The following is a 15,924-nucleotide window of genomic DNA, read 5'->3' as shown; positions in this document are numbered from 1 at the left end:
CAGTGATACTGTTTCGTTTTGCTTTCAATCTTTTCACCAGCTAAAGCAGGTGGAAATTAAAAAAAAGGACGCGCAGGGGAGTTTGTGTCATTATTCATTTTAAATTCTTAACTCTGAATTTCCGACTTCCTTTTTCCTTTTAAAAAACTTCCACACTTCTATCCAAAATACCCCGACAGAAGAAATCAGCAATGAAAAGAGCAACAAATTGAAATTTACAGGCTCAAAATCAAAAACCTTCATAAAGGCCGGAACAGTCAAAATCATAACCAACAATCCAAATGAAATTCCCAATACGATGGGGATAAGTTTGTTGGGATAAGTCAGCGTCTTGAATACCGAAAAATAGAAAGATCTATTGACCAAAGTCAGGAAGATATTGCTGAATACCAAAGTGGTGAAAATCAAGGTCCGGACTGTAGTTTCAGGCTGACCGGAATCCATCAGGTAAAACCCAAAACCCAAGCATGCCCCTGTGATAGCCAATCCCTGAACCACACTCAAAGAAAGTTCTGCCCAGGAAAAGAAAGTTTGGGACATCTTGCGCGGAGATTTGGTCATGGAATCAGGTTCGATGGGTTCATTCTCAAAGACAATTGAACAGGTCGGTCCCATAATCAATTCGAGAAAAATGACATGGATAGGTGTAAAGATCAAAGTAAATTCCCAACCCAAAACCAAAGGCAGCAGGACAATCAGTATGATGGGTATATGGATAGAAATGATGTATTGAATGGCTTTTTTGAGGTTTTCATAGATCCTCCTTCCCAAAGCAACCGCCTCGGTCATGTGTCCAAGGTCATCATCCATCAGCACAAGTGCCGCGGCTGACTTGGCCACTTCACTGCCCCGCTTGCCCATCGCAATGCCAATATGGGCTGCTTTGAGTGCAGGGCCATCATTGACACCATCCCCGGTCATGGCGACGATCTCCCCGTTTTGTTTGAGGGCTTCGACTACTTTGAGTTTGGCTTCAGGAAACATCCTTGCAAAGACGTGGACCTCTTTGGACTTTTGCTTAAGAACAGATTCCTCCATCGCCATCACTTCATCTCCGGTCATGATGGACCCATCTGATTTCAAACCCACCTGAACAGCTATCGCCGCTGAGGTTTGGGGATAATCTCCAGTAATCATTTTTACTTCGATTCCTGCCTTATAAAATGAATTTAGGACTTTCTGAATATTTTTCTTTGGCGGATCATAAAATGCCACCAAACCCAAAAACTCAAAGTCGAATTCCTGTTGGGTTTTGGGATATGCCTGAATTGAAGGGTCTGCTTTGCCTATAGCCAAGACCCGAAAACCTTTTTGGGTAAACTCCTCTAATCGTGCAGCCACCACCTTAGAATCAGCCTCCGACAAATGGCTTTGCCCAAGGACTCCCTCTACACTTCCTTTGACGGCGATTATCTTTTCACCATTTCCCTTCTGAAAAATATGCGTCATGATCGGTGGCTTTCCTCCAAGTGGGTATTCATGAAGCATTTTTGCCGCTTTCCTTTCATCCCTTGGCGCCATCTTTTCATAAAAAGCATGGATGGATTTTTCCATTGGATCAAAAGGAAGAATCTCTGATGCCCAAAGTGCATATTCCAATGTCTCGTTGAATACCGGACTGTCTTTTGCAAAATCCTGCAGCGCGCCCGATTTTATATCAAAGACTGCTTTGAGTTCCATCCTGTTTTCAGTCAGCGTTCCGGTCTTGTCGGTACAAATGACGGTAGCGGCACCGAGGGTTTCGACTGTATACGGGCTGCGGGTAATCACCTTGCTTTTGTAAAGCCGATAAGCACCCAATGCCATAAAAGTGCTGAAGGCGACGGGGATTTCTTCAGGCAAAATCGACATCGCCAAAGTCAGCCCCTGAAGTAAGGCATTCAAAATATCTCTTGAAATGTAATAATTGATGCCCCAAACCAACAGAAAAGCAATGGCACCAAATGTGACCATTGATTTCACAAAGCTCTTGATTTGAGTCTGTAGAGGGGTTTTGGTCTGCTCGATTTCCCCAAGACTGGTGCCGATTTTTCCCAGTTCTGTTTTTCTCCCGATTGCCCGCACCTCGGCGACACAGTTGCCGGTGTCCACCATTGTTCCCTGAAAAATTATGGGGGATTCCGAAAGGTGGTCTTTGGACAGTGAAAGAGACTCACCTGTCAGGATACTTTCATTGACCGAAAAATCATGCGCTTCGATGATCTTGGCGTCAGCAGGAACCAAGTTGCCGTCCTCGACCAGGATCAGGTCTTTGACAACGATTTCCTCGGTGGGAATGCTGATGACTTTCCCGTTGCGGTAAACTTTGGCTTGGGGGCTTGAAAGTTTCTTGAGGGCATTGACTGCATTGCGGCTTTTGTTTTCCTGAAAAATGGAAATGCCTGAAACCAATCCGATGGCCACCAACATGATGAACCCTTCCGTGGTTTCTCCCAGAATGAAGTAAACGGAAGCCGCAACGAGTAAAATAACGAACAAAGGCTCTTTGATGATTTCCAGCAAAATTCCCCAAATGGGATTTTTGGTTTCTTCTACCAAAACATTACTTCCATAAGCTTTTCGGTTTGCAATCACTTCATGATCACTGAGTCCTTTGTATTCCATAAGATCTAAAAATGTATGAGAATTCTAATTTAAACATTAATGGCCTATTACCGCAGGGTAATTTTTCTTTTACTGAAAAGGAAAAGAAGGTTTTGGAAAGGGGAGCAAAAGAAAGAGATTTACCTCAGAGCACACAGAGGGCACAGAGAAAAATATCAGAAACGAGGAATAATTTTTGACCCCGAATGGGGTCAAATTTTTACTTACCCCGGGTTGCTCCCGATCGCTATAGTGGACCGGGGATCGAGTGCGATCAAGGTCAGGCCAACTCTGAAGGAGTTGAATATTGTATCAAAATGCCCGACGAATTGAATTTCCTGATTTGACCTTCCATGTTTTTGGCGAAAGGCTTGATTCTCTCTTCATATTTTCCTCTGCCAAAATCCGGACTCGCTGGTCTCTTTCCTTATCCCCGGGTTGCGTTCCTTACCCAGTGTAAATAAAATATTTTGATCCCTTTGGGATCTTTCCTCCTCCAAAGTTTGTGTCTCCTAACATTTTACTTCATCCCTCATCCATTTTACTTCATCCTTTATTCCGTTGGAGCAGTAAAACCCTCCCGGATTTCAGGATGCCTGATTTCCCCTCCTGTTGACCCTGTCTGAAAAGCAAAAAACAAAACCACTACGGTAAATACCAAAACCACTGTCGCCAATAAATTAGAGAACTTTTTCTTCCTCCAATTAGCCCAGAAACCGATCAATGACAAAATGCCTAGGCCATAAGAAAAGTATGCAAAAGTCTCAGCAGTCTCTTCATGGTTTTCGATCACGCTTTCTTCGATGCCCGGAAGGTTTTCGATCACTTCTTCCGCATCCTCTCCTGTTCCGAAAGCAGGAAAGGTAAACAATGCCCCAAAAACAAATATGGCCAAAGCGGTTCTCTTGAGGATTTCTGACCGGAAAACAAAGGCTGCAATCATGACCAAAAACCCGATGATGGGAACAATGATCGGAAAATGGTTCAAAATAAGATGAAGATGTGCATTATTCATGATGGTGTGGATTTAGAATTTTTATTAAATAGATTTAGACAATTGTACTTTAAACTGGACCACAAAATAACTCTAGGAAGGATGCTAAAATGGCCGTGGCATCTGTCTTCCGTCATCGGTCTTCCCTGCCTACCGGTCAGGCAGGCGTCCTGTTTGCAGTGAATTTTGTCTACTTTCAAGAAAGAGTGTAACCATATAGTTTTATTTTATCAATTGAAAACCTCCTTTGGAGAGGAATAATGTACCTGGTTTGAATGCATTTTCAGACAAAATTTCGATCATCTGACCATCTTGCAAGCCTACCTCGATTTTGGTTTTTTTGAGATAAAAGAGGTCATTTTCTTGGTGGCTCAGCTCCAGGACATAATTTACCTCATCCGAATTGATCACAGCGGAGATGGGCAATGCTGCTTTTCCTGCACTTTTGACTCCGATTTTGGCTTCGATAAACATCCCCGGTACGAGAAGATTTCCTTCTTTTTCATTGTCCAAATGGACATGGATATTGAGCATCCTCTTCTCATTGATGGATTGGCCTATGAGGAAAATTTTCCCTTCAAACTCCCTGCTTTTGTTATCAGGTAAGTAGAAAGTGACCGGCTGTCCCATCTCCAAAGCGATGGCATCCTGCTCAAAAACATTGAGCTCGATGTGAAGATGGTCTTTGTTGATGATGGTCAGGGCGATATCAGAAGGATTCAGGTAAGTGCCCTGATTGACTTTGATAGATTCTATATAACCCGATATGGGTGCATAGATAGCGGCTCTTGACGTGATTTTGGAAGCGTCCAATTGGGTCGTGGAGATATTGACCAATTGGAGTTTCTTCCTGAGGCTTTCAGTTTTGGCCAAAGTACTTTTGTAATCGGACTCTGCTTTCGCAAAATTCTTTTGAGAGGAAATGTTTTCGGCATTTAGGGTTTTTTGGCGCTCATAGTCCGACTTGAGGTAAGAAAGCTGGCTGACTGCATCGAGGTAATCCTGCTGCATCTGCACAAATTCAGGATTTTCGATGACAAAGAGCACTTGTCCCTTTTGGATTTTTTGACCTACCAGCAAATCAAACTGAACGATATTTCCTCCAAAATAAGAACTGACATCAAAGCGGCCTTCGGCAGGGATATTGACCTTGCCATTGGTCAGGATAAAATCAGAAAAGGAATGGTCGGAAAGTGAGTCCCATTCCATTTCGGCTTTGTCAAACTGAGACTGCGTGATGATGATTTCGTTGGCATCCATTTCCTCGGGGATCACAATGGATTGTTCTTTGTCCGGACCACAGGCAAAAACTACCGCAGTCAAGGCAAAAAGAAGGAATATGTAGGGAAGATTTTTCATGATTCAGGGATTGATAAGGTAATTGATTTCCAAAACAGTCATGTTGTAACCTTGGAGATTGAGCAGGTAATCGACCTCTATGTTCCGGGAGTTTTCGATCAGCAACACATATTGGAAGAAGTCGATTTCTCCGCCTTTGTAAGCCTGATTTCCTTGAGCAATGAGCTGTTTGCTGAGCTGCTGTCCTTCTTCTGTGTAAAAGGAAATTGCTTCCTGGAATTTCTGCAGTTCTATTTCCAGCTGCTTTCTCTTGTTGACGAGTTGAAAGGTGTAGTTTTCGGAAGCATAGTTGGTTTGCGCCAATTCATACTTGGTTGAATTGATTTTTGCCTTTTGGGCACCAAACCATAGCGGAATGGAAACTCCCACCTGTACTCCGGGATAAATCCTCGCATTGGGTCCGGTATTGGTCCCACGAAAAACCTCGCCGTAGAGATCCGGCCAAAGTCGTTGTCTTTCCAAGGTGACATTTTCTTGCCTGAGGGCGATGGACTGCTGATAGAATTGGATCCCGGGGTGAGTTTCCAAATCCCAATTTTGGACCGGCAAAGGCAATAAATCCTGATCGGGGATTTCATATTCCCGTTCCAATTGGATCAATTGATCGAGCATCACATAAGCTTGGTTTTTGCTTTCTGCCGTTTGTGCCAATCTTACTGCAAGCTCTCTCATTTTGCTCCTTGCCGTTAATTTCTCCAGGTAATTGGTTTCTCCAAGTTCATACCGCCTGTTGGCAGCAATAGAAAACTGCTGGTAAAGGCTATCGAGGAAGCGGTAATTGTCCTCCAATTTTTGGAGGTAAACAATGGTATAATAAGTCTGTGAAACCTCCTTGATGATCTGGTTTTGCGTCAGCAGGTATTGCTGTTGCTCTACCATCCCCATGTTTTCAAATACCTTTCTCTGACTTCCGTAGACAGTAGGAAACAGCATGCTTTGGCTGATTCCGAATACTGTGTTGGAATACCCGTTTTCGGCAATGTCATTTTGGTCATGACGGTAAAAGACTTGTGTTTTGTCAAGGTTGAAACCCATAGGAATCATGGCCTTGGTGGCTTCTACTTTCTGCTGGGCGGATTTTAATCCAAGGTTATTTTGCAAAGCCGAATCTATGGCAGAAGTAATATTGATCGACTCTTTTTGAGCAAAAGCGCTAAATGGAAATACCCACATGAGGCCAACCAAAAGGAGAATAAATTTATGGTAGGAGTTCATGGTTTTTTTTGTTTGAATGAAACATGGTGTACAATACAGGGAGGACAATCATGGTCAATAATGTCGCTGAAATCAATCCGCCTACTACGACCGTAGCCAAAGGCCGCTGCACTTCCGCACCTGCTGAAGTGGAAATTGCCATTGGCAAAAATCCCATTGCAGCCGCCGCGGCAGTCAATAAGACAGGCCGCAGCCTCTCTTTGGTCCCTCTCAAAATCAGGGATTTCAGGTCCCCATCGTGTTCATTTTGGAGTTCTTTGAAATGCTCGATCAGGACGATGCCATTGAGTACCGCAATTCCAAAGAGTGCGATGAATCCTACTCCCGCCGATATACTGAAGGGCATGCCTCTAAAATAGAGCAGCAGAATCCCTCCCACTGCAGAAAAAGGAATGGCAGTGTAGATCATTAAGGCTTCCTTGATCGAAGAAAGAGCAAAAAACAAAAGCAGGAATATCAACGCCAAGGCAATGGGAACGGCAATAATCAGCCTGGCTTTTGCCATGTTGAGGTTTTCAAATTGTCCTCCATAATCAATGTAATAGCCATCCGGAAGCTCGACCTTGGATTGGATGATGGCCTGGATATCTGTCACCACAGACTGCAAATCCCTGTTTCGGACATTGACCCCGATGACGACCCTTCTTCTTGATCCGTCCCTGGAAATCTTTGCAGGACCTTTGTCCAGGTAAATTTCCGCGAACTCACTGAGTGGCAAAGAACTGCCATCCGGAAGGTTCACGGAAGCCTGACGGATATTGTCCAGGTCCTTTCGGAATTCACCTGCAAACCTGATCACCAGGTCAAATTGCTTTTCCCCTTCAAATACAGTCCCTGCGGCCTTTCCTGCAAATCCCATCGTAACGATGTCATTCAAGGTGCTGATGTTGATGCCATATTTGGCAATTTTCTCCCGGTCATACCTGATCTTCATCTGAGGAAGGCCTGCTGTCTTTTCCACAATAATGTCTGCCGCGCCTTCGACATCGTGGATGGCGGCTTCTATTTCTTTGGCTTTTTGGTTGAGGATATTCAGGTCTTCGCCAAAAACTTTGATCGCCAAATCAGCCCTTACTCCGGTAATCAGTTCGTTGAACCGCATTTCTATGGGTTGGGTAAACTCAAACTCCAAGCCTGCAATGACCGAAAGCGAATCCTTAAAAGCATCCGCCAAACCATCTTTGGTAGAGACTGTGGTCCACTCTTTTGGTGGCTTTAATGTCACGATAATGTCACTTTCCTCCATGGACATTGGATCTGTGGGGATTTCGGCAGCGCCAATACGGCTGACGACCTGGTCCACTTCAGGAAATCCGAGAAGTATTTTTTCAATCTCGGTGGTAGTAGCAATGGTATTGCTCAAGGTAGTTCCTGTCTTGAGAACAGGTTGGATAACAAAATCCCCTTCATCCAAAGTGGGGATAAACTCCGCACCCATGCGGGAGAAAATCCCAAATGAGACAACCAACAATGCGGCTGCCAAAGCCAAAACTGTCTTTTTTCTGTCTAGCGCCCACTCGATGGAGGGTTGATAAAGGCTATTAATCCAATCTATCAGCCTGCTGGTGATATTCCTTTTATTTGGGTCAGTGGCTTTGAGAAAAAGAGAGGAGACCACGGGAACATAGGTCAATCCCAAAATCATGGTTCCCAACAAGGCGAAGCTGAAAACCTGCGCCATCGGGCCAAACATTTTTCCCTCCACTCCGGAAAGAGACAGAATGGGGATAAAAACAATGATGATGATGATCTGACCAAAAACAGCCGAATGCATCATTTTGGAAGCACTTTCTATAGCAATCTTGTCTTTTTGGATTCTGGTTTCTTCCTTGGAAAGTCCCAATAATATTCCATACTTGGCAGTAAGCTGAAAGGCTATAAACTCCACGATAATCACCGCACCGTCGATGATGATACCAAAGTCGATCGCACCAAGGCTCATCAGATTGGCATCAACCCCAAATAGGTACATGAGTGACAGTGCAAAAAGCAGACTCAAAGGAATGACCGAAGATACCACCAAGCCGGAACGTAAATTTCCAAGCAACAGCACCACAACAAATACCACAATCAAACAGCCCAAAATCAGGTTTTCAGCAATGGTGAACGTCGTCTTGCCGATCAAATCACTGCGGTCCAGAAAGCCATTGACCACAATTCCTTCCGGAAGCGTGGGACTTATCTGTTCCAATTTTGCTTTGACGCGCTCAATGGTCGCTTTGGAATCAGCCCCTTTGAGCATCATTACCTGACCAAGGACTTTTTCTCCCTGACCGTTAGCAGTGATGGCGCCAAACCTATTGGCATGGCCAAAGCCGACTTTTGCAAGGTCCCGGACGTAGATGGGAGTACCGTTTCGGCTGTCCACTACAATCATTCCGATTTCTTCCAGAGTCTTTACCTGACCTTCTGCCCGGATAAAAAAGGATTCATTTGTTTTTTCAATATAGCCACCCCCTGCGATGGCATTGTTTTCTTCCAATGCTTTGAAAACCTGGAGAAGGTCGATGTTCATGGCTTTGAGCCGCTCGGGACTGACAGCCACTTCATATTGCTTCAAGAATCCTCCCCAAGTATTGACTTCCACCACACCTGAGATACCGGAAAGCTGTCTCTTGACTACCCAATCCTGAATCGTCCTCAAGTCAGTCAGGCTGTACCTGTCCTCATACCCAGGCTTGACATCGATGATGTATTGGAATATCTCTCCCAGACCAGTGGAAATTGGACCCATAAATGGCTGACCAAATCCTGCGGGAATGTTTTGCTCGGCTGTTTTGATTTTTTCGGCAATCAGCTGACGGGGCAGGTAGGTGCCTATTTTGTCTTCAAAAACAATGGTCACCACCGAAAGCCCGAATTTGGAAACCGACCGGATTTCTTTGACTCCCGGCAGGTTGACCATTTCCAATTCAATAGGATAGGTCAGGTATTTTTCCACGTCTTCGGTAGAAAGGTTTCTGGAGGTGGTGATAACCTGAACCTGGTTATTGGTCACATCAGGAACCGCACCTATAGGAATCTGTGACAAAGAATAGAAGCCAAAGCCTATAAGACCCAAGATGAATAGAAAAACAATGATCTTGTTTCCTACACTCCAACGGATGATTTTATCTAGCATGGTTTCAAAATTTTAATTAAAATGGCGATGGATTAAGGATAAAATTCCACATGAAAAGAGATGGTGATCAGGTCATCGGTTTTCACCAACATAAAGCTTGGTCGCTCCACTTTGTATTCTTCCAGGGAAACAGGAAATTCACCTTCTACGACGATCCCGTTTTGCTGCTTATTGAATTTCCCCTTAAACTGAATCGGCTTGGTGATACCATGAAAAGTGAGGTTCCCTTTTACATCCAAATCCTCCTTGTTTTGAGTGATCGAAGTACTCACAAACTGGACTTTGGGATATTTCAAGGATTCCAATACTTCCAAAGCGTGGGAGTCTCGGCTCGAATTTTCACTGTCAAAACCTGCAACCAATGCACTCACGGCAACTTTTTCTACTTTTTGCGCCAAATCATCCAAGACAACCACCGCATTGACGTCCTTGTTGACGCCGGTCCAATCATGGAGGGAATGGTGGGCGCTGTAGGAAATCGACGATGCTTCTTTTTTGGATTTCATGCTGACAGAGGGCATGACCGCGGCGATACCCAAGGCAAGACCAACTATCATTAGGGAGATTTTCATAGGTATATTTTTAAAATTTCATGACGATGGTGGCTCCTGCAAATGCTCCAAAAGCCGTAAATGCTGCTGCTTTGTGGATTTTGGCATATTTGGGATCTTCAGCTTTTTCGGCCAACATATTGGTCGCAACCATGGCGGTAAAGTGGATTGATGCCAGGATTTTGTGTGCTTTGATGGAATTGAGGCCCTTGACTTGCTTGGAAATCAATGGTGGTGGTGAAAAGAGAGACAAGGCAGCACCCGTAAAGTATCCGATGTTGACCGCGGCAGCGAGGCTTTCGTGGGCATCCTTGAGTTGGGTTTCCCCATTGTACAGCTTCCCTCCGACAATGCCTTGGGCGATCATTCCTGCCAGGGTCGCATAGCCTAGAATCTGATGAGTTACCAGCATTGTTCTCCGGATTTTAAGTTCCTTCATTCTGTTTTCCTCATTGAGCGGCATGATGCCGGTTCTTCTCATGAGTCCTCTTTCGCCCCAAAATATCCTTTGTGTAAACATGATTTTGTCAGGAAGCAATTGAACCGGTTCTTCCACCTCTGCATCCAAAGTCAGGAGAAGACTGTCCACATCCTGGGCAAACCCGGAAGAAAAAATGGCTAAGAAAAGGGTGATGATCGAAATTATTTTTTTCATGGTGTACAGAGTAAAAACCTTTGATGACTCAAATGTATCTCCGACAACCTTTGGCCTTTCTTAGGGATTTCTTAAGGTTTGCTTAAAAAGTTGAATGGTTATCCTATTATTTGCCAAGTGCCAAAAATTCTACCACAAACAGAACTGAAGACCGAAGTGTCTTACATATCCATTCAATTTTTGCTTCTGATTAATTGAGGGGTATTGTAAATATTTTGATATGAGTATGCGCTATCCTGCCACAAAATAGATAAAAGTGAGATGAAGGAAAATTGTTGTAGGCTATGGACTATCGACCACAATCTATGGTCTACTAAATCAAACCTTATCAGGAAAAATAAGTCGTATCGCGGTTCCCTGACCTTTTTCACTTTCCAATGAAATGTATATCCCAAGGTGGTCACACAATTTTTTAACAATAGAAAGTCCCAATCCTGAGCCTTGTATTTTGCCAAGCTCTTGGGAATTTTCACGAAAAAACGGATTGAATATTTTGGATTGCGCCTCTTTTTCAATTCCGATTCCATGGTCCTTTACTTCCAGGATTCCTGTAGAATTTTCAATCCAAATGGTAACCGAAATCTCCGTATGGTTTTCAGAATATTTCAGGGCATTCTGGATGAGATTTGTCAATATGATAAAAAGTGATTTTTCATTGGAAAAAACATATAGTGGTTCCTTGGATTGATTTGTAAACCGGATTTTCCTACCCTCACTTTTCCGGATGGATTCAGTGACTTCGAGGGTGATACTTTCCAGGTCGATTTCATGGATATCCCAGGCATCTTTTTGGACCCTTGCCAAGGCCAACAATTGGTCAATGATGCTTTCTAATTTTTCGATTTCGTCAAGACCATTTTTGATTTTGGAAACATACTCTTCCTCACTTCGCGGTTTTCGGATCAAAACCTCAAAGTTTCCTTTGAGGACAGAAAGCGGGGTCCGGAGTTCATGGGAAGCATCTGAGGTGAACTGCTGCTCTCTTTTCATCGCATTTTCCAACCTTTCCAACAAATCATTGATCGCGACAGTGAGTGCTTTAATTTCATCGTTGTTGACAGGTAGCTGTATCCGCTCATTGAGGTTTTTCTGGGAAATCATTTTTGCCCTTTTGGTAATCTTATCCACAGGCTGAATGCTTTTCCCGGCCAAAATCCTCATGGTCAAAAAAAGCGAAAACAAAATAAGCGGATACAATACAAAAAGGATTGTCCGGAGGTTATTGAGCAAGTTTCTTGATTCTTCAAAAGAAGTAGCGACCAAAAGGTAGCCTTCAATCTTTTCCTCGTGCTTGAGCGCAATCTGCATTTGCCGCAATTCCTGATTGCCCATAAACTGATTATACCCATTGTCCTGGGAAGAATGACCATTAATGAAACCAAGCCTCAGGTTTCCAAGGTTGGGGGATTTGTCCAGCTGATTTCCTTCTTTGTCTACAATTTCGATAAAAATGGGATGGAACTGGATTTCCTTGTGTTCTTCTTCCTCCCATTCGTCTTTGTGAGAAAACCGGATACTCCCATCGATAATCGTGATCTGATCCTGATGAACTTTTGTCTCCAAAGCCAAATCCTTGTCAATAGTCCTGAGCAGGGTCCATTTGGCTACCCCAAAAATCAATAGAAAAGCAACCAACACGATCAGCGATGATGCGCCGGAGAGATAAATGGAAAGCCGGATTTTGTAGGGTAAATTCATATTTCCTGAGCAATGTAGCCGACTCCCCTGATGGTCTGCAGGTAGTTGTCTTCTTTGGTGAGTCCGAGTTTCTTTCTGATGGAATTTATAAAAACATCGATCACTCCGGTATCATATTCAAAATGGATATCCCAAACGCTTTCGATGATTCGGCTTCTTCTGCATACTTTGCCTTTGTTTCTGATGAGGTATTCTAGGAGCGCAAACTCCTTTTGGGTAAGAATGATTTCCTTTCCATCTTTCTCCACCCGGTGATTTTCGGTATAAAGGACAATCGGCCCAAGGGTAAAATTCACCTGCTCTCCGGATTTGGTCCGTAGCTGCACCCGGATCCTGGCGAGTAGTTCTTCAAAATGAAAAGGTTTTCTGATATAATCATTTGCACCTGCCTGCAGGGCAAAAACCGCTTCATCTGCGGTGTCTTTTGCCGTGAGAAATATCACGGGAGTATCCGAAAAGGATTTTCTGAAAGTCCGGGTAATTTCAATCCCACTCAGTCCGGGCAGCATCCAATCTATCAATAGAAGGTCATAATCTCCGGTCAACGCCAATTCCAAACCAAGTTTTCCTTCCTCAGCGACATCAACAGCATAGGATTCCTCTTCCAGACCTTGCTTCAAAAATCCCGAAATGCCGGGCTCATCTTCAATTACCAAAATCCTCATTTTTCTACAGGTTTTCTTTTTTCACAAATTACAAATTCTACCCTTTTCTCCACCAACAACAAGTAGAAGAAATCAGCTCAATAAAACAAAACCCAACCATCCATTTCCTTTGAGTTTCCAAATCCCTTTCCTGCCTCTTTGATGATTTCAAGATGAAGGTGGTTTTTCTTTACCATCAAAACAGCATTTTTGGGAAGTTTTTTGACCAGCCAATCCGGTTGTTCCTGGAGGTTGATGAGGTTGGCTTTCCAGTCTTCGTTTTTTTGGAATTGGGTTTCCCTGTTCAAATCCTCGGCACCGTCAAACAGTGAGATGATATTTTTATCGGTCAAAAATGCCATTGAGGGCGACCTGTAGTTATAGATCAGGATATTTTCCATATCTGGTAAATCCTGTTGGATAAAAGCAGCAATGTTTTTTCTGTCATTGACCATACCGGGATTATTCCCCATAAAATAGGTGGACGCAGCGGTAATCCCCATGAAAAACAAAAATGCTGTCAATATGGCCCTGTCCATGGACTTGATTGCGATGAGACGCATGGAAACCAATAGTGAAGCAGTGACAACTAGGATAAAGAAAAATTTGTAACTCAGGGTAATCTTTGGCTCAAAAAGAGGACTGACAGCTAAGGCTGAAATGACCAGAATTTGGAAAACGAACTGAATTTTGTCCCAAATCATTTGGCTCCGATCAGGCAATCCCATCCACACAGACGTAGCGGCCAAAGCTATGGCGGGATATATCGGGAGGATATAGAGGACAAGTTTGGACTGACTCAGGGAGAAAAAAAACAAGGGAATAAATATCCATGCCAACAGCATGAGGCTTTGGGGATTTCTTTTTTGGATAATTTTTTTGGTCCCTGAAAGGATTACCAAAACCCAAGGAAAAGCCGTCGCCACCACAATGACAAAATAAAACCAAAAAGGCTGACTCCGGCTAAAAGTATTGGTGGAGAACCTTTGGAGCGTATGTTTGAATACAAAATAATCCAGAAACTGACGATCCTCCAAGTAAAGGAAAACAAACCAACTTAATCCAATAAAAAGGAAAATAGAAATCCCCAACAAATGGATCCAAGGTTTTCCAAAAGCTGTTTTCTGGTAGAATTTCTGAAATATCAATACCGAAATCGGAACAATCAATACCACAGGACCCTTTGTCAAAAACCCCAAACCCAACATCAGGTAGAAAATCAGGAGGTATCTGTTTTTGGGGTTTTTGAGATACGATAACCAAGCATACATGGCTGCCAACACAAAAACTGCCAAATACCCATCCGTCGTCAAAGCCCTGCCTGATATTATCAATATGGGGAAAGAGGCGAAAAGCAGACTTGCAAAAAAAGCAGATTTCTTGTCCGGAAGTAAAATCTTTCCAATTTGGTAAACCAACCAAACCTGAATCAGAATCGCGATTTGTAAAAAAAATCTGGCCGACCACGACGATACACCGAATAATTTGTAGGCAGCAACAGTGATCCAATAAGTCATTGGGGGTTTATGGTAATGGTAGATTCCCATCAAAGTAGGATGGATATAATCACCGGAATCGATCATTTCCTTAGGTATTTGCGCATACCTTGCTTCACTGCTCTCCGTTACCTCCCAATTGCCAAGGTTGAAATACAGCACCATTCCCAAAAAAATCATAAGGGCAGGAAACCGGTATTTTTCAAATTTTGAAACCAAAGAAATCTTTCTGTCGAAATAAGGCTTGAAATGAAGGAAAACATTTCGGGAATAAGCGAGTAGACCAAAAGCCTGACCTATAAATAAGACTGCATCCTGTCTCAAAACAGCATAAACAGCCACCATCACGGCACCTAAAATACTGATGTACCAAAAAGAAACCGGGAAAGCAGATTCTTTGAGTTTTTCTGAATACAACCATTGAACCACAAACCTGGAGGTAAAAATCAGCTGGCCGATGGTTCCCCAAGTCAATAATAATCCTTCAATTTCAGGGTTGGCAATAAATTTTTCCCAGTTGTAATTCACCCCAAAAATCAGAAACAGTAATAAAACAGGTGGTAGCAAAAAGGCCAATAACCTGATGGAATAAGGCAAAATTTTCCATTCTCCTTTGATTTGAAGATTTCGGATATAGACCAGATATCCGACAAATTGACCACCCACGATGACGATGTCGCTGCGGATAAAGCCATAAAGAATCAAAAGGAAGGAGGCCAATAAGCTCAATTGCCAAAACAAAGCAGGAGACTCGACTTTATGGGACTTTTCGGATTGAAGCAACTGTACTACAAATCTTCCGGCGAAGAGGCCTTGGGCAACCAAACCCAAACCAAGCACCAAAAAATTATTCATGGTACACTTCTGATTTGAAGGTCCTTGATTCTTTGACGGAGTAGGTAATCCTTCTTTGCTTGAGCCTAAAAACCAAAAACAGGTCCAACAGGGGCTGAATCATCCTATTAAATGCATTGAACTTGGATTTCCCTTCTTTTCTGGGGAAATGACGGATTGGAATCACTTTTACACTTCCTCCATAAATCTGCGTCAGGGCAGGAAAAAACCTATGGTATCCATTGAAATAAGGAAGACTCAATACAAATTCTCTTTTGAAGATTTTCAATGGACAGCCGGTATCCTTCATGCCGTCTTTCAAAAAACCATCCCTAATCCAATTAGCGAATGAAGAGGACAACTTTTTGCCCATGCTGTCTTTTCTATTCTGACGCTCTCCTGTGATCAAATCATAATTCTCAAGGAAAAGCTCGAATTTGAGAAAATCCAAAGGGGTGGTTTGAAGGTCTCCATCGAGATAACCGACCCATTTTGTGGTGGAATAATCGAATCCTGCTTTGATTGCTGCACTTAGCCCTTTGTTTTTATCAAAAGAAACAAAACCAAATCCCTCATCCCGGTCACATATTTCTTTGATCAGCGAAAGGCTATCGTCCACAGAACCATCATCCACGAAAAGAGCAAAAACCGGAAATTGGGAATTTCTCCGGTAATGGTCTATTTCTGACCATATCCGATGGATATTTCCTTCTTCATTGAATACGGGTATGATTAATGTAAGCCCATCCATCTTTAAAAATTTTTTTTCCCAGA

At 43.2% G+C, this 15,924-nt stretch carries 11 protein-coding genes; all 11 read right to left on the bottom strand.

Annotated features, from left to right (window positions below):
- Positions 1-99 precede the first annotated feature (99 nt).
- A complete protein-coding gene (locus DQW11_RS20310; protein WP_113925948.1) occupies positions 100-2,604 on the bottom strand; it encodes a cation-translocating P-type ATPase in 2,505 nt (834 codons plus the stop codon).
- 532 nt (positions 2,605-3,136) lie between these two features.
- Positions 3,137-3,598, bottom strand: coding sequence for a DUF2231 domain-containing protein (locus DQW11_RS20300; RefSeq protein ID WP_113925946.1), 462 nt, complete (start codon positions 3,596-3,598; stop codon positions 3,137-3,139).
- Positions 3,599-3,799: 201 nt separating this feature from the next.
- A complete protein-coding gene (locus DQW11_RS20295; protein WP_113925945.1) occupies positions 3,800-4,936 on the bottom strand; it encodes an efflux RND transporter periplasmic adaptor subunit in 1,137 nt (378 codons plus the stop codon).
- A gap of 3 nt (positions 4,937-4,939) precedes the next feature.
- Positions 4,940-6,151, bottom strand: coding sequence for a TolC family protein (locus DQW11_RS20290; RefSeq protein WP_113925944.1), 1,212 nt, complete (start codon positions 6,149-6,151; stop codon positions 4,940-4,942).
- Positions 6,135-9,272: an efflux RND transporter permease subunit gene (locus DQW11_RS20285; RefSeq protein WP_113925943.1), complete on the bottom strand. Its 3,138-nt coding sequence runs from the start codon at positions 9,270-9,272 to the stop codon at positions 6,135-6,137. The genes DQW11_RS20290 and DQW11_RS20285 overlap by 17 nt, the downstream gene beginning before the upstream one ends.
- Before the next feature lie 32 nt (positions 9,273-9,304).
- Entirely contained in the window at positions 9,305-9,844 is a 540-nt protein-coding gene (locus DQW11_RS20280) for a YceI family protein (RefSeq protein WP_113925942.1), read from the bottom strand.
- Positions 9,845-9,854: 10 nt separating this feature from the next.
- The gene (locus DQW11_RS20275) at positions 9,855-10,478 is read right to left on the bottom strand and encodes a hypothetical protein (protein ID WP_113925941.1); all 624 of its coding nucleotides are present in this window, start codon (positions 10,476-10,478) and stop codon (positions 9,855-9,857) included.
- Between the two features lie 318 nt (positions 10,479-10,796).
- Positions 10,797-12,176 (bottom strand): sensor histidine kinase, encoded by a 1,380-nt coding sequence (locus tag DQW11_RS20270; RefSeq protein ID WP_113925940.1) that lies wholly within the window; start codon positions 12,174-12,176, stop codon positions 10,797-10,799.
- On the bottom strand, positions 12,173-12,841 hold the full coding sequence (locus tag DQW11_RS20265; protein ID WP_113925939.1) for a response regulator transcription factor: 669 nt from the start codon (positions 12,839-12,841) through the stop codon (positions 12,173-12,175). The genes DQW11_RS20270 and DQW11_RS20265 overlap by 4 nt, the downstream gene beginning before the upstream one ends.
- Before the next feature lie 77 nt (positions 12,842-12,918).
- Positions 12,919-15,171, bottom strand: a complete 2,253-nt coding sequence (locus DQW11_RS20260) for a lipid-A-disaccharide synthase N-terminal domain-containing protein (protein ID WP_113925938.1) — start codon at positions 15,169-15,171, stop codon at positions 12,919-12,921.
- On the bottom strand, positions 15,164-15,901 hold the full coding sequence (locus DQW11_RS20255) for a glycosyltransferase family 2 protein (RefSeq protein WP_113925997.1): 738 nt from the start codon (positions 15,899-15,901) through the stop codon (positions 15,164-15,166). The genes DQW11_RS20260 and DQW11_RS20255 overlap by 8 nt, the downstream gene beginning before the upstream one ends.
- Positions 15,902-15,924: the final 23 nt, after the last annotated feature.

The organism is Cognataquiflexum aquatile (assembly GCF_003316845.1).
Classification (GTDB): Bacteria; Bacteroidota; Bacteroidia; order Cytophagales; family Cyclobacteriaceae; genus Cognataquiflexum; species Cognataquiflexum aquatile.
This window is presented reverse-complemented; position numbering and strand designations above follow the sequence as displayed.